14 protein-coding genes and 1 pseudogene are annotated in these 20,744 nt (G+C 69.4%); 9 read left to right on the forward strand and 6 right to left on the reverse strand.

The genetic code is table 11. The annotated features are described in order from the left end of the window. Positions 1 to 170: 170 nt before the first annotated feature. Both RLT59_RS12455 and RLT59_RS12460 read right to left on the reverse strand, forming a co-directional pair. Positions 171 to 1,906, reverse strand: a pseudogene (locus RLT59_RS12455) (purine-cytosine permease family protein). Between the two features lie 362 nt (positions 1,907 to 2,268). Continuing rightward, positions 2,269 to 3,021 carry a GntR family transcriptional regulator gene (locus RLT59_RS12460; RefSeq protein WP_311303465.1) on the reverse strand — a complete coding sequence of 251 codons (753 nt, stop codon included), beginning with the start codon at positions 3,019 to 3,021 and terminating at the stop codon, positions 2,269 to 2,271. Between the two features lie 168 nt (positions 3,022 to 3,189). On the opposite strand from RLT59_RS12460, the gene RLT59_RS12465 reads away from it, so the two are divergent. Next, complete coding sequence (locus RLT59_RS12465; protein WP_399125295.1) at positions 3,190 to 4,290, forward strand: threonine synthase; 1,101 nt, start codon at positions 3,190 to 3,192, stop codon at positions 4,288 to 4,290. A 102-nt stretch (positions 4,291 to 4,392) separates the two neighbouring features. On the opposite strand, the gene RLT59_RS12470 is transcribed toward RLT59_RS12465, so the two are convergent. Continuing rightward, positions 4,393 to 5,037: a hypothetical protein gene (locus RLT59_RS12470; RefSeq protein WP_311303467.1), complete on the reverse strand. Its 645-nt coding sequence runs from the start codon at positions 5,035 to 5,037 to the stop codon at positions 4,393 to 4,395. A gap of 236 nt (positions 5,038 to 5,273) precedes the next feature. Between RLT59_RS12470 and RLT59_RS12475 the strand changes: the two genes are divergently transcribed. The 6 genes from RLT59_RS12475 to RLT59_RS12500 all read left to right on the forward strand — a co-directional run bounded on the left by RLT59_RS12475 (position 5,274) and on the right by RLT59_RS12500 (position 14,929). Then, the gene (locus RLT59_RS12475) at positions 5,274 to 7,901 is read left to right on the forward strand and encodes a discoidin domain-containing protein (protein ID WP_311303468.1); all 2,628 of its coding nucleotides are present in this window, start codon (positions 5,274 to 5,276) and stop codon (positions 7,899 to 7,901) included. Positions 7,902 to 7,978: 77 nt separating this feature from the next. Next, a complete protein-coding gene (locus tag RLT59_RS12480; RefSeq protein ID WP_311303469.1) occupies positions 7,979 to 8,869 on the forward strand; it encodes an LLM class F420-dependent oxidoreductase in 891 nt (296 codons plus the stop codon). A gap of 494 nt (positions 8,870 to 9,363) precedes the next feature. Further along, complete coding sequence (locus RLT59_RS12485) at positions 9,364 to 12,279, forward strand: RHS repeat protein (RefSeq protein WP_311303470.1); 2,916 nt, start codon at positions 9,364 to 9,366, stop codon at positions 12,277 to 12,279. Positions 12,280 to 12,539: 260 nt separating this feature from the next. Further along, positions 12,540 to 13,070 carry a hypothetical protein gene (locus RLT59_RS12490; protein ID WP_311303471.1) on the forward strand — a complete coding sequence of 177 codons (531 nt, stop codon included), beginning with the start codon at positions 12,540 to 12,542 and terminating at the stop codon, positions 13,068 to 13,070. A gap of 158 nt (positions 13,071 to 13,228) precedes the next feature. Continuing rightward, positions 13,229 to 14,170, forward strand: a complete 942-nt coding sequence (locus tag RLT59_RS12495) for an IS630 family transposase (protein ID WP_311303472.1) — start codon at positions 13,229 to 13,231, stop codon at positions 14,168 to 14,170. Between the two features lie 330 nt (positions 14,171 to 14,500). Next, positions 14,501 to 14,929, forward strand: a complete 429-nt coding sequence (locus RLT59_RS12500) for a hypothetical protein (RefSeq protein WP_311303473.1) — start codon at positions 14,501 to 14,503, stop codon at positions 14,927 to 14,929. 303 nt (positions 14,930 to 15,232) lie between these two features. Here the strand turns inward: RLT59_RS12500 and ychF are convergent, their stop codons facing one another. Next, positions 15,233 to 16,321 carry a redox-regulated ATPase YchF gene (gene ychF / locus RLT59_RS12505; protein WP_311303474.1) on the reverse strand — a complete coding sequence of 363 codons (1,089 nt, stop codon included), beginning with the start codon at positions 16,319 to 16,321 and terminating at the stop codon, positions 15,233 to 15,235. A 358-nt stretch (positions 16,322 to 16,679) separates the two neighbouring features. Here ychF and RLT59_RS12510 point away from each other — a divergent pair, with 358 nt between their 5' ends. Then, the gene (locus RLT59_RS12510) at positions 16,680 to 17,297 is read left to right on the forward strand and encodes a DUF6542 domain-containing protein (RefSeq protein WP_311307706.1); all 618 of its coding nucleotides are present in this window, start codon (positions 16,680 to 16,682) and stop codon (positions 17,295 to 17,297) included. A 90-nt stretch (positions 17,298 to 17,387) separates the two neighbouring features. On the opposite strand, the gene ppgK is transcribed toward RLT59_RS12510, so the two are convergent. Continuing rightward, complete coding sequence (gene ppgK / locus RLT59_RS12515; RefSeq protein ID WP_311303475.1) at positions 17,388 to 18,125, reverse strand: polyphosphate--glucose phosphotransferase; 738 nt, start codon at positions 18,123 to 18,125, stop codon at positions 17,388 to 17,390. Between the two features lie 74 nt (positions 18,126 to 18,199). Then, positions 18,200 to 19,189: a 4-hydroxy-3-methylbut-2-enyl diphosphate reductase gene (locus tag RLT59_RS12520; RefSeq protein WP_311303476.1), complete on the reverse strand. Its 990-nt coding sequence runs from the start codon at positions 19,187 to 19,189 to the stop codon at positions 18,200 to 18,202. Between the two features lie 139 nt (positions 19,190 to 19,328). Between RLT59_RS12520 and RLT59_RS12525 the strand changes: the two genes are divergently transcribed. Then, positions 19,329 to 20,699 carry an APC family permease gene (locus RLT59_RS12525; RefSeq protein WP_311303477.1) on the forward strand — a complete coding sequence of 457 codons (1,371 nt, stop codon included), beginning with the start codon at positions 19,329 to 19,331 and terminating at the stop codon, positions 20,697 to 20,699. Positions 20,700 to 20,744 lie beyond the last annotated feature (45 nt).

A 20,744-nucleotide genomic window follows, 5' to 3' on the forward strand; every position in this document is an offset into this window, starting at 1 on the left:
GGAATTGCACAAAGAGATACCGATCCGGCCAGGTGTGGACCAAGCACCAGGGGGCGCAGCCAACTGACTGCGCCCCCTGGCCGGTTCTGACCGGCCCGCTCCAACCCGCTCCGACCCGCCCCCAGCTGCCCGGAGCCGGTCGGACGGGCCCGGAGGGCGGCCGGGGCGGCCTACACCCGGCTCGCGTTCGCCGCCGCGCTCTCCCCCGCGCCGTCGCGCAGTACGGGCATCGGCATGAGGACCGGGCCGTTGGCCGGTTCCTTGCGGCAGACATCCCCGCATTCCGCGTCCAACTAGCAGCACAGCGAGCAGATCGGGCCGGACTGCACGGGACAGTCCGCGATGTCCGGGAGCTCGTAGGCCGTTTCGCAGACCGAGCAGGTGTGGGTTGCGGTGATGTCCGCGACCTCGACTCCCGGACCGTTCACCGGATTGGGCCGGGCCAGGTAGTACTTGCCTCCGGTCGCCCAGGCGATCAGCGGACAGAGGGTCAGCGAGAGGCCGGCCGCGATGAAGGTGGAGAAGGCCTCCGCGTACGTGCCGAACAGCCCGAAGAAGGCGAGGATCGAGACGGTCGAGGCGATCAGCATCGCGCCGAACCCCGCCGGGTTCACCGCGTACAGGTAGGCCCGTTTGAACTCGATGTACGGAGGGCTCAGGCCGATCCGCTTGTTGATGACCAGGTCGGCGGCGACGGCCGCGATCCATGCGATGCCGACGTTAGAGTAGAAGCCCAGCAGTTTGTTGAGGGCGGCGAACATGTTCATCTCCATCAGCGTCAGCGCGATGACGAGATTGAGGAAGATGTACCAGACCCTGCCGGGGTGACGGTGGGTGATCCGGGAGAAGAAGTTCGACCAGGACAGCGAGCCGCTGTAGGCGTTGGTCACGTTGATCTTGATCTGCGACACGATCACGAAGAGCGCGGCGGCCGGCAGGGCGAACGAGCCGAGCCAGGGCTTCAGCGCCTCGATCTGCGGTGCGATCGGCTCCAGCGCGTGCGTCTTGCCGACCGCTTCGAGTGCGACGAAGGCGAGCAGCGCACCGCCGAGCTGCTTGGCCGCGCCGATGATCACCCAGCCGGGACCGGCGGCGAGGACCGCGATGTTCCAGCGGTGCTTGTTGGCCTCCGTCTTGGCAGGCATGAAGCGCAGGTAGTCGGCCTGCTCACCGATCTGGGCGATGAGCGAGAGCGCGACGCCCGTGCCGAGGCCGAACCCGACCCAGGAGAATCCCGAACCCGCGCCTTCCGTACCGGCGAAGGAGCCGAACGCGCCCCAGGCGTCCGGCGCCTCGAAGGCGAGGACGACGAACGGCAGCACCATGCCGATGATCCAGATCGGCTGGGTCCAGGCCTGGACCTTGGCGAGGGCTCCCATCCCCCGGAAGACGATCGGGATGACGATCAGGGTGGTGATCAGGAGCCCGCCTGGACCGGCAGGCCGATGGCCTGATGCATGGCCTGCGCCATGATCGAGCCTTCGAGGGCGAAGAAGATGAAGGTGAAGGACGCGTAGATCAACGAGGTCAGCGTCGAACCGAAGTAGCCGAATCCGGCGCCCCGGGTGACCAGGTCCATGTCCAGGCCGTATTTCGCGCAGGCTCGTGCGATGGGGATGCCGGTGAGGAATATGATCGTCGCCGCCGCCATGATCGAGGCGAACCCACTGGTGAAGCCGTAGGTGAAGACGATCGAGGCACCGATGGCGAAGTCGGCCAGATAGGCGATGCCGCCGAGCGCGGTGCCCGCGACCACGCCGGGCGACCAGCGCCGGAACGAGTGCGGTGCGTAGCGGAGGGAGTAGTCCTCACGGCTCTCGTCGGCGGCGAGCTTGGCGTAACTGCGCCTGGGCGGCGGGGATCCGGCTCCGTCTCCCGGGGCACCCGGCGCGACGTCCGGGCCCACCGGGGCGCCATCCTGAGCTCCCGCCGCGCCATCCGGGGCTCCTGGGGCTCCCGGCGCGCCATCCGGGGCTGCTGCGACTCCTGGGGTTCCCGGCGCGGCAGCCGGGGCTACTGGGGCGGCAGCCGCCTCAAGAGCCCCGGCCGTCTGGGGTATGGCTGTGTCCGTCATCGGTGACTTCCCGTTCGTCAGTCCGGTGTGCGGGTTCGAACGGGAAAGTTAGGAGCAGGACATGACAAGCCATCACGGGAGACGATGGCCCGGCTGTTACGGGACCTGCGCGGACGTTAATTCGTCGTCACGGGCGCCGGACGGGTTCCACCGGCTATCGGTCAGCCAGCAGCAACGGCCCTTCCGGTGGCCGGTCACCGGACAGGCAGGTGGTAGGCGATCCGATAACGATCGGCCGGAACCACCACGTCGGCGGTCTCGACCGGCCGCCCCGACGCGTAGTACGTGCGCTCGATCACCATCACGACATGCCCCGGCACGCCGCCGAGCGCCAGGAGCTCCTCCGCCAGCCCCGGGCGCGCGCCGACCTGCTCGGCCACGTTGTCCACGACGACATCGATGGCGGCCATCCGCTCGACCACCCCGCAGCCGCCCAGCGGGCCCTCTTCCGGCAGCATCACCGGCGTGCGCCCCGTGACCGCGAGGGTCTCCCAGGAGGTCGAGAGCATCATCGGCTCACCCGACTCCCGGAAGACGTAGCGCGTACGCATCACCCGGTCGCCGGGCTCGATCCCGAGCCGTTCGGCGATCTCCGGACTCGCCCCCTCCTGTTCGCTCCGTGACTCCCAGGTCCCCCGCGCCCCCTCGGCCGTCTGCTCCTGCCGGAACGGGCTGGCTCCGGTCTCGGACCGGAAGCCGGAACGGGCGATCCGTCGCGGGACCGGGCGCTCGCGCACATACGTACCGGAGCCGGACCGGCCCTCGACCAGCCCCTCGGCCATCAGCACCTTGCGCGCCTCCAGCGCGACGGTGTCCGAGACCCCGTACTCCTCGCGGATACGCGCCTGGGACGGCAGGCGCGTATGCGGCGGCAGCGAACCGTTGACGATCTTCTCTCTCAGATCGCTCGCAACGCGCAGATAGGCGGGCTGCTCACCGAAAGTCACAGGCCACTCCCCAAGAGGTTGACAGACTGCAACAGCGTCGCAACCGCCGGTTCAGCACCGCAAGCGCAGGCCAGAGATTCACTCGAAGTGATGATTCATGATCGCTGTGCGCATACCCGGCAGCCGCCCGGCGACGCAACGAACAAGGCCCCTGAGATGCTGACTGCCATGGCCACCTCTTACCTCTGCCCGCAGGACGGAACCCGTGCCGACGTCTCCTCGCTGACTTGGTGCTGCCCTGTCTGCCGCGGCCCCTGGGACCTCGACTTCGAGATCGCGGGCCCCGTCCGTGCCGGTGCGCTGCCCGGACGGGTCAACTCCCTCTGGCGCTACGAGGAGGTGCTGCCGCTCGCCGCGCCCACCACCAGTCTCGGTGAGGGCCGCACCCCGCTCGTGCCCCTCACGGGTACGGTCTCGGCCAAACTCGACTTCCTCATGCCGACGATCTCCTTCAAGGACCGCGGCGCGGTGATGCTCTCCGAACTGGCCCGGAGCCTCTCTCCCGCGCGCGTCGTGGCGGACAGCAGCGGCAACGCGGGCACCGCCGTCGCGGCCTACTGCGCCCGCGCCGGGCTGCCGTGCACGGTGTACGTCCCCGAGGGCACGTCCCCGAAGAAGACCGAGCAGATCCGGGCCCATGGGGCCCGGCTGGAAATCGTCCCCGGGGACCGTGAGGCCACCGCCCTGGCCGCGCGAGCCGCCGCCGACGCACCCAACACCTTCTACGCCTCGCACGTGTTCAACCCGTACTTCCTGCATGGCACGAAGACCTACGTCTACGAACTGTGGGAGGACCTCGGCGGCAGGCTCCCCGACGCGATCGCCGTACCGGTCGGCAACGGCACCCTGCTCCTCGGCGCGGCCCTGGCCATCACGGAGCTCCTCGACCAGGGCCTGATCGACACCCGCCCGGCCCTGATCGCCGTACAGGCCGAGGCCGTCTCCCCACTGGCCGAGGCCTTCCGGGCCGGGGCGGACGAACTCCTCGACAGTCCGGCCGGGGCCCTCTCCCCCACCCTCGCCGAAGGCATCGCCATCCCGCGTCCGCCGCGCGCCCGCGCGATCCTGGCTGCGGTGCGCGAGTCCGGCGGCACCTTCCTGACCGTGACCGAGGACCAGATCCGCGACGCCCAGCTGGATCTGGCCGCCCGTGGCTTCTACGTGGAGACGACGGGCGTCGCGTGCTGGGCCGCGGTCGGAGGCTGGAAGAACCGCAGCGTCGTCGTACCGCTGTGCGGCGCGGGTCTCAAGACGGGCCTCGCGGCCTGATCCAGACCTGAATTCAACCGAGAGGGGTGAACCAGCGGTCCGCGCCCGACAGACCGAGGGACCGAGTGACCGGGATACCGACAAGCGGCAGGCCGACAAACCCTAGCCGTGCAGCCAGATCCGCAGCGGGCCGATCGGCTCGAAGCCGTGCCGGAGGGCGGCCTCCAGGTCGTCGCCGTGTTCGTAGCCGACCACAGGTGCTGCCGGAAACAGCGAGCGCACCGCGTCCAGAACCCCCGGCCAGGCCGCGTCGGGTCCGCCGTGCAGCGCGAAGACGTCTGAGACGCCGATGACCTGGTCGCTCCGGCTCGCCACCGCTCCGGCGACCACTTCGCCGTCGGGGGACCTTCCGGCGAGCACGAACGTGGCCGGGTCGTCGAGCAGTTCGGGCCGGAAGAGATCCGCGTTGCCGTCCCCGTCGTCCCAAGCGTGCGCCCAGGCAAGCAGCTTGTCCCGGGTTCCGGCCACCTCCCAGTCGAGGTCCGGCGCGGTGGCGGGAGCACTTGCCGGCCGGTGGATCCACCGGCCCTCGAACAGCACCTGGAATCCCGCCTCCACCAGGTCCAGGTCGGCGAAGCTGTCCTTGACCGAGGCCCCGGGCGTCGTGGTGTCGATGCCGGTCGCCACCGCTGACGACTCGGTGCCCGGCACCAGCGTGACCGCGTCGGGGTAGTAGAGCGGCGTACGAGCCGGGGCGGTCCAGGCCTGCGTCCCGAACGTGCTCGCCAAACCGTGTGACCGGCTCATCGCGGCACACCATTCAGCGTTGTTGCGGGCAGCGGCGCGGGCCAGAAGCTGTTTCGTCGTCACAGGTGCGGATCGTGGAACACCGGGAGCCGGGTGTCCAACGGTATTCCGCTGCCTACAGGGCAGGAAGGGGCTCGGCAGCGGGCGCCGACGCCCATTGCCGTATCGCCCCGTATCAGCCGTTCACCCGCGCGCCGTGCGTCGATGTGCGGTGCCCGTTTCCCTACGTTCGTACCGTGAGCCCCTCGCGAATCTCCCTCCTCACGTCACTGGTCGCCTGCGCCCTGATCGCGCCCCTGCCGCCCGTCGCCTACGCCTCGCACCAGACCGCGCGCCCCCAAGCCGTCGGCCCCGCTGCCGGTCCCCGTTCGGGTGCGCATCCCGGCTGCGGCCGCGACACCGACCCCGCCTGGGCGCCGACGTCCACCACGTTCGGCGAGGCCAAGGGCTACGACCCCTATGTGGGCAACGGATACCTGGGCCACCGGGTGCCCGCCGCGGGCGCCGGATACGCGGAGCCGGGCGAGAAGACCGGCTGGCCGCTGTACACCCCGCGCTACGACGGGGCCTTCGTCGCCGGGCTCTTCGGCCGGGACGAGGACCTGGCCGCCGGACGCGAAGTGGCCGCCGCGCTGCCGAGCTGGACCGGCCTCGACGTGCGCGTGGGCGACGAGACGTACGGCTCCGCGACTCCGGCGGGCCGGGTCTCCCGGTACCGCCAGACGTTGTTCCTGCGCTGCGGTCTGGTGCGTACGTCGCTGCGCTGGACGACCTCCGACGGCCGCGCGACCGACCTGACGTACGAGGTGCTGGCCGACCGCGCCTCCGTGCACACCGGTGCCGTCCGACTGCGCATGACCCCGCACTGGAGCGGCACGGCGACGGTCACCGGCCGGCTCGACCCGCGGGGCGCACGCCGGATCGCGCTCGACGACGACGAAACGTTCCGCACCCGGGGCACCGGAACGGCGGGCGCGATCGTGCAGACGATGCGCCGGGGCGACCCGGACGCGGCTCCGTCCCGGGTGAGCGCCGGGCGCACATACACCTTCGAGAAGTACGTCGGGATCGACACCGCGCTCACCTCGCGCGCCCCGCGCACCACCGCCCGTGAGGCCTCCCGGCGCGGGGCGCGGCTCGGCTGGTCCGCGGTCCTCGCGGAGAGCGCCGCCGTCTGGCGCCGGGACTGGTCCGCGGACGTGTCCGTGCCGGGCAGCCCCGACCTCCAGAAGTGGCTCCGCTCCGCGCAGTACGGGCTCCTCGCCGCCACCCGCGCCGGTTCCCGCGACAGCATCGCCCCGGCCGGGCTGACCAGCGACAACTACGCGGGCATGGTGTTCTGGGACGCCGAGACGTGGATGTACCCCGGGCTGCTCGCCACGCGTCCCGAGCTGGCCCGTTCGGTGGTCGAGTACCGCTACCGCACCCGCGGCCAGGCCCGTACCAACGCCGAGAAGCTGGGGTTCAAGGGGCTGTTCTACCCGTGGACGAGCGCGAGCAAGGGCAACCTCTGGTCCGAGTGCCAGAGCTGGAACCCGCCGCACTGCGTCACGCAGAACCACCTCCAGGGCGATGTCTCCCTGGCCGTCCGGCAGTACTACCTGGCCACCGGCGACCGCGACTGGCTGGCCGGCCACGGCTGGCAACTGCTGCGGGGCATCGCGGACTTCTGGGCCTCGCGCGCCACCGCGAACGACGACGGCAGTTACTCCGTGAAGGAGGTGGCGGGCCCGGACGAGTACAGCAACGGCGTCACGGACGGGGTGTTCACCAACGCCGTCGCCGCCACCGCCCTGCGCAACGCCACCCGCGCGGCCGGGCTCCTCGGCCACCCCGCTCCGGCCGAGTGGAACAAGGTCGCGGACGGTCTGCGCATTCCGTACGACCCGGAGCGCAAGCTCTTCCTCCAGTACGCGGGCTACGACGGCTCGACGATCAAACAGGCCGACACCGTGCTGCTCGTCTACCCGCTGGAGTGGCCGATGGAGCCGGGTGCGGCGGCCGCCACGCTCGACTACTACGCGGCCCGCACCGATCCGGACGGCCCGGCGATGACGGATTCGGTCCATGCGATCGACGCGGCCGCGACCGGGGAGCCGGGCTGTGCGACGTACACCTATCTCCAGCGCGCTGTGCGCCCCTTCATGCGCGGCCCGTACGCCCTCTTCAGTGAGGCGCGGGGCGCGAAAGCGGGCGCGCAGGACACCCTGTCGGGGTTTCCGGCCGAGGACTTCCTCACCGGCAAGGGCGGCTTCCTCCAGGTGTTCACGCACGGGCTGACCGGGCTGCGGCTGCGCGAGGACGGGGTCCGGCTGGACCCGATGCTGCCGCCGCAACTCCACGAGGGCGTCACGCTGACGGGGCTGCGCTACCAGGGGCGCACGTACGACATCGCGATCGGCCCCAAAACGACGGAGGTCCGGCTGACCTCGGGCGCCCCGTTCACCCTCCACACGCCCGCCGGAGCGCGCCTCCTGTCCACTGCGCTCACCCTGCCGACCCGCCGCCCCGACCTCACCCCGACCAGCGACGCGTCCCGCTGCCGCCCGGCGACGGCCACCTCCGAGTCCCCCGGCCTGTACGCGGCGGCGGCGGTGGACGGCAGCACGGCCACGGCCTGGTCCCCGGACGGAGCGACGGGCACGCTGACCGTGGATCTGGGGAGGACCGGCGCGGTGGCGGCGTTCGCACCGGAGTGGACGGACGTGCGCCCCGCCTCGTACCGGCTGGAGACCTCGGCGGACGGGCGCCACTGGGAGCCGTACCGGTCGGGGGCCGTCGCCCGCGAGGTGCGGGTGACGGTCCGCTCCGCGGAGGCGGACCAGCCCACCGGCGTACGGGAGCTGAGGGTCACCCAGCCGTAGCGGGGCGGTATCGCGTGCACATGGGTGAATCCCGGCCCGGCCGGGAATAGCGGGCGCCGGGGCCTGTTGGCCACAGCATGACTTCTGAGACACGTGAGGCATTCGGACGGATCGGCATCTGGAGCGGCGCCCTGCACGGGTCGCGGGTGGACGACGCGGGAAGGCGAGCGATCGCGGAGGCCGTCGCGGAGCTTGAGGAGCTGGGGTACGGGACGCTCTGGATCGGCGGCAGCCCGTCACCGGAGGACGCGGCCTGGGTCGTCGACGCCACCAGCAAGGCCACCGTCGCCACCGGCATCCTGAGCATCTGGGACCACACGGCGCAGGACGTGGCGGCCCGGATCGCAGCGATCGAGGAGAAGGCGCGCGGGCGGTTCGTCCTCGGTCTGGGCGTCAGCCACGGCCCGATGGTGCCGCAGTACGCGAAGCCGTACAGCGCGATGGTCGCCTACCTCGACGCGCTGGACACCGCCGCCCCGCCCGTGGACTCCGGACACCGGGTCCTGGCGGCGCTCGGCCCGAAGATGCTGAAGCTCGCGGCCGACAGGGCGCTGGGCGCGCACCCCTACCTCGTCACCGCCGAGCACACCGCGGAAGCGCGCGAGGCGCTCGGCCCGGACGCGTTGCTCGCCCCGGAACTCTCCGTCGTGCTCGACACCGACGCCGACCGGGCCCGCACCACCGCCCGGAACATGCTCGGGATGTACCTCCAGCTGCCCAACTACACCGAGAACCTGCTGCGCCTGGGGTTCGCGGAGAGCGACTTCGCGGACGGCGGCAGCGCCCGCCTGCTGGGCGCCCTCTTCGCTCTGGGGGACGCCGAGCAGGTGAAGGCGCGGGCGCAGCAGTACCTCGACGCCGGCGCCGACCACGTCGCCCTCCAGGTGCTCACCGCCGACGAGGGCGGCGCGGGGCTGCCGAGGGCCCAGTGGCGTGAGCTGGCCGAGGCCTTCGGCGAGGAGCTGTAGCCGGGTCACGGGGAGGCTGTCCGGTCGTCGGGGTCCGGACGCGTCGGACGCGTCGGCCCAGACGGTCAGGCGGCTTGCCGTACCGCCCCCGCCGCGTACCGCCGTGCTCTCAGCTCCCGACCGGAAGGCCCTGCTGGGAGCCGAGGGCCGGTTCGAACGCGGCGGTGTAGCGGTCGAAGTGGCCCTTCCAGAGTCACCACCGTCTCCGAGACCGTGACCGCCGGCGGCAAGACCCTCGCCCGTCCCCGGTACGTGATCTCCCCAACCGGTGCGGTCAAGGCGTCCACCTGCCAAGCGGATCCCGCTACCAAGGGTTGCCGGATCCTGGAGTACGTCTACGCTTCCACAACCACCGCCACCGGCTCGACACTCGGTGACTACACGGGCCAGGTCAAGGCGATCAAGCTGTGGGCCACCACTCCCGGCGCCGCTACCTCCACTGCTGAGACCGTCGCCTCCTACGCGTATGCGTCGTCCGGCATTCTCCGCCAGGTATGGGACCCCCGCACCAGCCCTGCGCTGAAACGGACTACGGCTACGACGCCGACGGCAGGGTCATCGCTCTCACCAGCCCCGGTGAGCTGCCCTGGACCTTCACCTACGGCAAGGCGGGATCCGCGCTGACCGCCGGCGCGGGCATGCTCATGTCGGTCTCCCGCCCGCCTTTGGCCAAGGGCGCGAAGTCCACCGTATCCGGCAAAGCGACCACCACCGTGGTGTACGACGTGCCACTTTCCGGTGCTTCGGCTCCGTATCCGATGGACGCGGACACCGTCGCGACGTGGGCCCAGGACGAGGCTCCGACCGATGCCACCGCAATCTTCCCCGCCACCAGTGTTCCGGCCTCCAACACAGGAAGCGCCCTGAAGGCCGGGGACTACGGCCGGGCCACGATCAGCTACCTCGACGCGAACGTAGCGGAGAGCAATAGCGTGAGTCCTGGTGGTGCGATCACCACCAGCGAGTACGACCTGCTCGGCAATGAGGTTGCCAGCTTGACCGCCGCCAACCGGGCGCTCGCCCTGGGCACCTCCCCCGACGCGGAGGCAGAACTGGCTGCCCTCGGCCTGACCGATCTGTCCACCGCTGAACGAGCACAGCAGCTGGGAACCGTGGTGGAGTACTCCGCCGACGGCACCCGCCTGACGGACGAGTACGGTCCACTGAACCAGATCACCTTGGCCGAAAAGCTTACCGGCTCCACCAGTGAGTCCACCTTGGCCGCCGGCACGGTCGTCCAGGCGCGGGCTCACACCTCCTACACCTACGATCAGGGTGCCCCCGCCGACGCGGCGGTCTCCAACCATGTCACCTCCTCCACCACGGGTGCGGTCATCGCCGGCTACGCCACCGATGCCGATGCCGAGACCACGACCACGACCTACGACTGGTCCACGGGCGCGGTGTTGGCCACCACCGGCGGCGGTGAGTCCTCCACCATGGTCACCGTCTACGACGACGCGGGCCGGGTGGCGACCACCCGCACTCCCGGATCGACCAGCTCGGATGCGGGCACGCTGAAGTACACCTACTACGACGCGGACACCACAGGAACCTGCGCCTCGGTCGAGTGGGACGGCCTGCTCTGCAAGACGACTCCGGCCGCCACCATCACCGGCGGGGGGGGGACCAGCCCGGATCAGGCCATCACCACCGTCTACACCTACGGTCGGTGGGGCCAGATCGTCACCGAGGCCGAGACCGCCAACGGGGTGACCCGCACCACCACCACCACCACGGCCGACCCGACAGGGCGTCCGCTCAAGACGACCGTCATCGGCGGTGCTGGAACAAGTACCCCGGCCACCGCGATCACTTACGACGAGTCCACCGGACAAGTCGCCGGCACCACCGCCAATGGGCAGACCTCCACCACGGAGTACGACGCCTTGGGCCGGACGGTCTCCTACAGCGACGGAGTGGGTAACACCACCTCCTACGCCTATGACATTCTCGACCGCCCGGTGACGGCATCCGACTCGGTGCCCTCCACCACGTCCTACACCTACGACGACACGACCGGCCAGGCGCTGTCCGTCACCGACTCGGTCGCGGGGACGTCCAAGGCCGTCTCCTACGATGCCGACGGCGCACTCACGGGTGAGTCCCTTCCCGGTGGTTACAACCTGGCCAGGACGTTCGACACAGCCGGCAGCCAGACTTCTGTGACCTACACGGACTCCGAAGGCACCACCGTGCTCTCCGACTCCGCGACGTACACCATCCACGGCAAGCAGGCCGGCCACACCCAGACCGATGGCGGGACCCTGTCCATCGCCTACGAGTACGACGCCCCCGGGCGTCTGGCCCTGGCCAACGACGACGACGGCACCACGACAACCTCGCGCGCCTACGCCTTCGACGCCGATGACAACCGCACCTCGCTGACCACCACCCTTGCCAGGGCGGACGGTACCGCCACCACCTCTACCAAGGCGTACCAGTACGACACAGCGAACCGCCTCACCGCTGAGGGCCACACGTACGACGCCTTCGGTCGCACCACCAAACCGAATGGCAACACCCTGGCCTACTACGCCGATGACCTGGTCGCCAGCGAGACCGCGGGAGACACCCGCACCACCTGGGGGCTGGACGCCGCCGGTCGCCTAGCCTCGTCGACCGCCGCGACTACTAGCGACAGCGGCACGACGTGGTCAACCACTAGCACCACGGTGAACCACTACAGCTGTGGCTGCGACACTCCCTCCTGGACGGTCACGACCGCCGGCTCGACTTCCGCGGTCAGCCGCCACGTCTCGGATCTCACCGGCGGCCTCGCCGTCACCACCAGTGCCACCGGCGATGTGGTCCTCCAACTGGCCAACCTGCACGGCGACATCTCCGTCCAGATGGACTTGGACACCGCCACCGCCACCGCCACCGTCCAGCGCTATGACGAGTACGGCAATCCGCTCGATCCCACCGCTGCCGCAGCGAAGTACGGATCGCTGGGCGCCTACCAGCGCGCCACGGACGGCCTCGCCGGTTACACCCTCATGGGTGTCCGAATGTACGATCCCGCCACCGGCCGCTCTCTCCAGACCGATCCGGTGTACGGGGGCAACACCAGCACCTACGTCTACCCCGTCGACCCGATCGGTCAGTCGGACACCAGTGGCGAGCTGAAATACCGCAACCAGACGAAGTCGACAAAGAATTACACCATCGGAATCAGTCGGAACTGCAACTCATCGAAGTCGAAGTGCAGTCTGACGTGGTACGTGAAACTGAAGGCGATCTGGAAGAAGCACGGATCGCTGAAGTTCGTGTACAGCATCGTCCTTCCGCTGTACAACGCCGCAAAAAATCAGAGCTACGGCCACCTGGAGTCGGGCACATACATCTTCCATGGCTCCTGGGGCGTCCCAAACGGGAGAGGCAGACCGGAGTCGCATCGCGGGAAGTAAAGGGCCATGGGGATGACCTTCTGGTTCGACTGGACGGACAACGTCGAATTCAGCGGAAAATTCACCGTGCAGAGAGTATGTGTGAAGAACCCGACGCTGAACGTGTACGGTCTCTTTACCTGAGACTTCGCGGAGTGATCCGAGAAGTCTCGTGAGTACGCCGCTGGGGGAAGGTTGCGAAAATCGCTTCTTCGCCCAGCGGCGCAGTGTTTTCTAAGACTCGATGCGATCGGGTCGCTCCCTTCGAAAGGTGGCGGGGTATGGCAAATTTTGCAGACTGGCGAGACAGGATGCTCCAAGCAGCATGGCAACAGGGAGACGATTTTCCGGAAGGAGTTCTGGAATGGATGTCCGAGCTGTACGGAGAAGTCGGCGAGATCTCGGGGGAGGTTTTTTGTGAACTTTGGACCTCGCGAACCTTCTCGATGGCCAGGGCGGCTTTCCAGGTCATCGAAAAATCAGTAGAAGAGGAGACCGGGAAGCAGGCAACTGGGGAGGACTACTGCTACATCGACTATGTGCGCGACCCGGACATCGGGCCGGTCGGCGTCGTGAGGATCAAATCCGTAGAAGTCTCGACGCCAGATTGGGAAGAAATCTTGGGCACTATGGCAGAAGGGGTTCAGGAATTTGTTATGAGTCATTACAGAATCGTCTGGCCTGTGTGCGAGAATCACCGAACAGGTTTGCATGTGGGCTATTTCCGTGGCATTTCTGTCTGGAACTGTAGAGAAGGGCATTCGGGCGGTCACGTGGTGAGAGCGATCGATCCTGCCACCCGCCTCTATTGATCCGAAACGCTTTGGGTTCAGGCTCGTTGATGGCGTGTGAGTGATCTGGTGGGGGACGCGCGGACTTGGTCGCCGGACGCGCAGGAGGCTGTGCGGTTGCTGGCGGTGTCGGCGCTCGTGGAGGGTCGGGACCGGGTGGGGTTGCCGCTCTGTTCAGGGTGTCGGTCAGGGCCGTGGACAACTGGTGGGCGAGGTGGCAGGCCGGCGGGCGGGACGCGTTGTTGTCCCGCCCGCGGGGCCGGCGCGCGGGGGAGCATCAGGTTCTGTCCGAGGCCGAGCAGGCCGCCGTGCGGCAGGCTGTCCTCGATCACACCCCGTCCGGCCTGGGGCTTTCGGGCCAGCTGTGGACGCGGGCGCAGATAGGCCGGCTGATCTTCAAGCTGTACGGAGTCCGCTCCACGGAGCCCGGAGTCGGCAAGTACCTCAAGCGCTGGGGACTGACCTTCCAGCGGCCGGACAAGCGGGCTGTCGAGCAGGATCCGGAAGCGGTCCGGACGTGGCACGAGGAGACCTGGCCGGCGATCCGGGCCCGGGCGAAGGCTGATGACGGCGAGATCCTGTTCGCCGACCAGGTCGGGATCCGCTCGGACCAGGTCACCGGCCGCACCTGGGGCGTCAAGGGGAAGACTCCGGTGGTCCGCCGCTCCGGGAACCGGTTCTCCGTGAACGCGATGTCCGCGATCAGCACCAAGGGCCGCATGCACTTCATGGTCTTCACCGAGTCGTTCGACGCGACGGTCATGTGCCGCTTCCTCACCCGCCTCGTCGGGCACTTCGACCGGAAGGTCCACCTGATCGTCGACCGGCACTCGGCCCACCGCTCAAAGACCGTCCGGGCCTGGCTCGCCCACCACGAGGACCAGATCGAGCTGCACTTCCTGCCCTCGTACTCACCCGAGCTGAACCCGGACGAGCTCGTCAATGCAGACCTCAAACGCAGTCTGCCCCACACCCACCGGGCAAGGGAACCAGACCGAACTCGCCGCCGAGACCCGCAGGTTCTTCCACCGCCGACAACGTCAACCCCACGTCATCACCGGCTACTTCAAAGCGCCACACGTCCGCTACACCGTCGACGAGTGAACCCGATGAGTTTCTGATCAATAAGACCTTGTCCTACACGGCGAGTTGGTCATTGTGCTGGGTATGGGGAGTGGGCGGTGGGGAAGGATCGTTCCGGACGGCCTCTGGGCGCCCGCGAAGACTGCCGCGTCATCGATGTTCGCGACCCCGCCGTCCTGCGGACGAACTCGGGCCGGCAGCAGCGGCCTCGCGATCACGCCCGCGCCAAAAAGGAGCGAACTTGCAGGTCCGAGCGCCGGGGACCGGGGCAAGCCAGGTTCCACAATGTGCCCCGCGCGCGGCGACGAAGCAGGATGCCAGCACCAGGGCGGTCAGCTCGGGGATCAGAGCGCTGCTGCGGGTGTGAGGTGTCGGGGAGGGCCAGTAGCAGTGCGCAGAAGGGGCAGGCACCACCACTCCTCGCCGCCGCCGAACTCGCAGCGCACTGCCATCCCGGCCTGCGCCCTCTGCGGAGCGCCATCCAGCTGCCCGCCGAACGGGCAGCCGATAAGACCGGGCGCCGGCGCCTCACCGCCCAGACCATCGGCCACGCGGCACTGGCCACCCGCGCCTTCCTCACGAACCGGCCCACCGTGACACCTGCCGCAGCCTCCGGCCCCGTTCCGCAACGCGTGGCGGCGCTCCTCAGCGCACCGGTAAGGCGTCGACACTCCGTCGCCCTCGCGAGCGCGGCGCTATTCCTGACCGCCTGCGGATCCCAGCTGTGCGCAGGAGCCGGAGCCATCGGCCTCACCCACAGCGTCGAGATCGCCCAGGGCGAAGCCTCCGGACCTTGAGCCCGCACCTGCAGCTGTGTGAGGCGCTCTTCGGGCGGACGTAGGTGTGAGCTGTCAGCGACGAGCCGCCAACGCACGGTCCATCGCCGAGCCCGCAAAGATTCCCGAAAGCAGCACCGCAGCCCCCGACGGCAGACAGCGCCGCCCAGTGACGTTTCGCGACCAGACCTTTTCGTACGCGGGCTCATCAGTCATGCAGCACAATCCAGGCTCACGGCGGAGCCGGCCCCACGCCGAGCGCGGAACCGGCCTCGACCTACCAACTGACTCTCTACTCAAGCCAGTTCACCGACGTCGTGGAATTCATAGACTGAAGCGGAACTCCACCACGTCCCCGTCCTGCATGACGTAGTCCTTGCCCTCCATGCGGGCCTTGCCCTTGGCGCGGGCCTCGGCTACCGAGCCGGTTTCGACCAGGTCGTCGAAGGAGATGATCTCCGCCTTGATGAAGCCCTTCTGGAAGTCGGTGTGGATCACACCGGCCGCCTCGGGGGCCGTGGCGCCCTTCTTGATCGTCCAGGCGCGGGCTTCCTTCGGGCCTGCCGTGAGGTAGGTCTGCAGGCCCAGGGTGTCGAAACCGACGCGGCCGAGGGTGGCGAGGCCGGGCTCTTCCTGGCCCATGGACTGGAGCAGCTCCAGGGCTTCGTCGTCGTCGAGCTCGATCAGCTCGGACTCGATCTTGGCGTTGAGGAAGATCGCCTCGGCGGGGGCGACCAGGGCTCGCTGCTCGTTCTTGAAGTCCTCGTCGACCAGCTCGTCCTCGTCGACGTTGAAGACGTAGAGGAAGGGCTTGGTGGTGAGCAGGTGGAGCTCGTGGAGGAGGCGGCCCTTCTCGGTGGAGGCCGTGATGCCCGCGTGGAAGAGGGTGTCGCCCGCTTCGAGGATCTTCTGGGCCTCCTCTACGGCGGCCAGGACGGCGACCTTCTCCTTCTGGAGGCGGGCCTCCTTCGTGAGGCGCGGGACGGCCTTCTCGACGGACTGGAGGTCGGCGAGGATCAGCTCGGTGTTGATCGTCTCGATGTCGTCCTTGGGCGAGACCTTGCCGTCGACGTGGACGACGTTCTCGTCCTTGAAGGCGCGGATGACCTGGCAGATCGCGTCCGACTCGCGGATGTTCGCGAGGAACTTGTTGCCCAGGCCCTCCCCCTCGCTCGCGCCGCGCACAATGCCCGCGATGTCGACGAAGTCGACCGTCGCCGGGAGCAGCTTCTGGGAGCTGAAGATCTCCGCGAGCTTGTTCAGGCGGGGGTCGGGCACGCCGACGACGCCGACGTTCGGCTCGATCGTGGCGAACGGGTAGTTGGCCGCCAGCACGTCGTTCTTGGTCAGGGCGTTGAACAGGGTCGACTTGCCGACATTCGGCAGGCCGACGATTCCGATCGTGAGCGACACGGTGGCGACTTCCCTAGGGGGTGGGCGGGCTGGGCAGTGAGGTCCGGCCCCGGTGGGCCGATTCTCCAGTTTACGGGCGGGGGCGAGCGCGTAACCACGGGTCCCGCCGGGCGCCGATCCGGTTCCCATTGGGCCGTGTGGCATCGAACTCATCGCCAAGGTCACCCAAAGCGCGTGTCCCGCACGTGATTACTGCCGCCCGGCGACCTACGTTGTCCCGGTGGAGCAGCACAGGACACGTCCCCCGCAGCGCAGCCAGACTCAGCAGGCCCCGCTGTCCCCGCTCGGGACCAAGGGAGCCAACGTAGGCAACGGAGCGAAGGGAGCGGTCGGCGAGAGCGCCGCCGTCTATCGGGTGATGAGCACACCCGCGGGCCGGGCGCGCCCCGTGCCGCCCGCCGTGCTCGCCCTGCGGCGGCTGCCGAATCCCCGGCTGACGGGCATCGGCGCCGGGCTCTTCGCGGCCGCCACCATGTTCGTGCTGGCCTGTGCGGACTGGCTGCTGTTCGACGGTTCAGCCGTCGTGTTCGGTGTGCTGTTCCTGCCGGTCAGCGCGCTGACCGCGTTCTGGGTGCGCCCCGCGGACCTGGTGACCGCGCCGATCAGCGTGCCGATCGCGTTCGCCGTCGGGATCATCCCGATCTCGGGCGGCAGCGGCGGCTTCGGCGGGCAGATGATGGCCGTCGTCACCGCGCTCGCCGTCCACGCCGGCTGGCTGTACGGCGGCACGCTCGTCGCCGGGCTCATCGCGACCGTGCGCAAGGTCCGGCTGATGCGGGCCCGGCAGCGGCGGATGCTGCTGGCCGCACAGACAGCGCGGGCGGGCGGCCAGCAGCAGCCGCAGTCCCCCAGGGCTGCGGGGCAGACGCCCCGGGCCGCCGCTGGGCAGGCGCCACGAGCCGCCGCGCAGTCTCCCCGGGCCGCCGCGCAGTCTCCCCGGGCCGCCGGGCAGGCCCCCCGCCGCCGGCAGCGCTGAATCGGACGGACGCGGGCGGGCAGACAGACAGACAGGCAGATACGGGTAAGGGTGACCGGGGCCGGGCGGAAATGCCTCGGGAACGGTCTCTCAGCTTCCTGCCGCCGCCATGGCCGCGCCCACGATGCCGGCGTTGTTCTGGAGCTCCGCCGGCACCATCTCGGCCCGTACGTGCTCGATCAGCGGCAGGAACTTGTCGGCCTTGCGGCTGACACCGCCGCCGATGATGAACAGTTCGGGCGAGAACAGCATCTCCACGTGGACCAGGTACTTCTGCACCCGGTGCGCCCAGTGGTGCCAGCTCAGGTCCTCGTCCTCCTTGGCCTTCGTCGAGGCGTGCTTCTCGGCGTCGTGGCCGTTCAGCTCCAGATGACCGAGCTCGGTGTTGGGCACGAGCCTGCCGTCGATGAAGAGGGCGCTGCCGATGCCCGTACCGAGCGTGAGCACGATGACCGTGCCCTTGCGGCCGCGTCCGGCGCCGAAGGTCATCTCCGCGATGCCGGCCGCGTCCGCGTCGTTCAGTACGGTGACCGGGAGGCCCAGCTTGTCGCTGAGCAGCGTGCGGGCGTCCAGGTCGATCCAGCCCTTGTCGACATTGGCCGCGGAGCGGGTGACGCCGCTTGTGACCACGCCCGGGAACGTGATGCCGACCGGTCCCGACCAGTCGAAGTGCCCGACCACCTCGGCCACGCACCCGGCCACGTCATCAGGTGTGGCCGGGTGCGGTGTGAGTACTTTGTGGCGGTCGCGCGCCAGGTCTCCGCGCTCAAGGTCCACGGGAGCACCCTTGATCCCGGATCCGCCGATGTCCACGCCGAAGATCTCCATGTGATCCACGGTACGGGCACCGGGCCCCGCTCACTTCCCGGAGCGAAAACCCGGTGCGGAAACCTCGCGTCGGCTCACTCCGCCGACAGGGCCGCCGCCTCCGCGCGCAGGTCCCGGCGGAGCTCCTTGGGCAGCGAGAAGATGATCGACTCCTCGGCCGCCTTCACGATCTCCACGTCCTCGAAGCCCCGCTCGGACAGCCAGGCCAGCACACCGTCGACCAGAACCTCCGGGACGGACGCACCCGAGGTGACGCCGACCGTGGAGACACCGTCCAGCCAGGCCTCGTCGATCTCGTCGGCGGAATCGACCAGGTGCGAGTCGCCCGCGCCCGCGCCGAGGGCGACCTCGACCAGCCGGACCGAGTTGGAGGAGTTCTTGGAGCCGACGACGATCACCAGGTCGGCGTCCGCGCCCATCTGCTTCACCGCGATCTGGCGGTTCTGCGTGGCGTAGCAGATGTCGTCGCTCGGCGGCGAGATCAGGAGCGGGAACTTCTCCTTGAGCGCGCCGACGGTCTCCATCGTCTCGTCGACCGAGAGCGTGGTCTGGGAGAGCCAGACGACCCGGGACGGGTCGCGCACCTCGACGTTGGCGACGTCCTCGGGGCCGTCGACCAGCGTGATGTGCTCCGGGGCCTCGCCGGAGGTGCCGATGACCTCCTCGTGGCCCTCGTGGCCGATGAGGAGGATGTCGAAGTCGTCCTGCGCGAAGCGGACGGCTTCCTTGTGGACCTTGGTGACCAGCGGGCAGGTCGCGTCGATCGTTGCGAGCTTCCGTTCGGCGGCCTCTTCGTGCACGGTCGGTGCGACGCCGTGTGCGGAGAACATCACGATCGAGCCCTCGGGGACCTCCGCGGTCTCCTCGACGAAGATCGCGCCCTTCTTCTCCAGGGTCTGCACGACGTATTTGTTGTGGACGATCTCGTGGCGCACGTAGACCGGTGAGCCGTACTGCTCCAGAGCCTTCTCCACGGCGATCACGGCACGGTCCACGCCCGCGCAGTAGCCACGGGGAGCGGCGAGCAGGACGCGTCGGGGTGTCGTAGCAGTCATGCGTCCCATCGTAACGGCCTCCCCCGCGGCGGGGAGCGGACCGCCGGGAGCCCGCTCCCCGCCGCGGGGGAGGCCGTTAGGCCGTACCGAACAGGCGCGGGGCCGACGGGGTCGGGAGACTGATCATCACGCGAACAACGGAGGACTCATGACCGGCAGTGGTACGGATTCCACTAGCGGCAGCACCGCCGAGCGGGCGGGGCTGCGGCGGACGCTGGGGTTCCGGGATCTGGTGGTCTACGGGCTGCTGTTCATCGCCCCGATGGCCCCGGTCGGCGTCTTCGGCACGCTCGACGCGAAATCGCACGGCGCGGTGGGCCTGGTCTACATCGCGGCGACCGTGGTGATGGCGTTCACCGCCTTCAGCTACGCCCAGATGGTGCGGGTCGCTCCCCTGGCGGGTTCGGTGTTCGCGTACGCGCGCAAGGGGCTCGGGGAAGGGCCGGGGTTCATCGCGGGGTGGATGGCGATGCTCGACTACCTGCTCATCCCCGCCGTCGCCTATCTCTTCTCCGGGATCGCGATGAACTCGCTGGTGCCGGAGGTGTCGCGGTGGGTGTGGACCGCGCTGGCGGTGGTCCTCACGACGCTGCTGAACCTCTGGGGCGTACGGGCGGCGGCCCGGGTCGGCTTCGCGGTGCTCGCCGTGGAGATCGTGGTGCTGCTGGTGTTCCTGGTGTCCGCCGTGGTGGTGCTCGTGCAGGACGGGGCGCACCGCGGCTGGCTGACGCCGCTCAACGGCGATGCGGGGTTCTCCGCGTCTGCGGTGCTGGGCGCGGTCTCCGTGGCCGTGCTGTCGTACCTCGGCTTCGACGCCATCGCCACGTTCGCGGAGGAGGTGACGGGCGGCTCGGCGAAGGTGGCGCGGGCGCTGCTGTTCTGTCTGGTGCTGGCGGGGTTCCTGTTCGTGGCGCAGGCCTATCTGGCGGCGTTGCTGGAGCCGATGTCGTCGGCGGAGCTGGCCGCCGATCCGGTCGCCCAGGGTTCGGCCTTCTACGACACGGTGGACTCCGCGGTCGGGTCCTGGCTGCACGATCTGGTGGCGGTCAGCAAGGCGATCGGGGCGGCGTTCGCGGCGCTGGCCGGGCAGGCGGCCGCGGGCCGGCTGCTGTTCGCGATGGCCCGGGAGCGCCGGCTGCCCGCGCTGCTGTCCAAGGTCGATCCGCGCTCCGGGGTGCCCCGGATCGCGATCCTGATCGCGGCGGTCGTGACGCTGGTGGCGGCGGTCTGGGCGGCCCGGCGCGACGACGGCCTCGACCATCTGGTGTCGGTCGTGGACGTGGGCGCGCTGACCGCGTTCGTGCTGCTGCACGCCTCGGTGGTCGGCTGGTTCGTGGTGCGCCGGATGGAGGGTGCGCCGAGCTGGTGGCGGCACGTCCTGATCCCGGTGGTGGGCGCGGGCGTGCTGATCGCGGTGATCGTGGAGGCGACGTCGAGCGCGCAGGTGGTGGGGGCGTGCTGGTTCGTGGTGGGGCTGGCGGTGCTCCTGGTGCAGCGCGGGCGCCGGGCGGCGGGATGAGAGCGGGGCTGCCGCCGCTGGACCGGCCGGCTGTCGGTGGCGCCG

Origin of the sequence: Streptomyces sp. ITFR-6 (genome assembly GCF_031844725.1) — a bacterium.
In the GTDB taxonomy this organism is placed as follows: domain Bacteria; phylum Actinomycetota; class Actinomycetes; order Streptomycetales; family Streptomycetaceae; genus Streptomyces.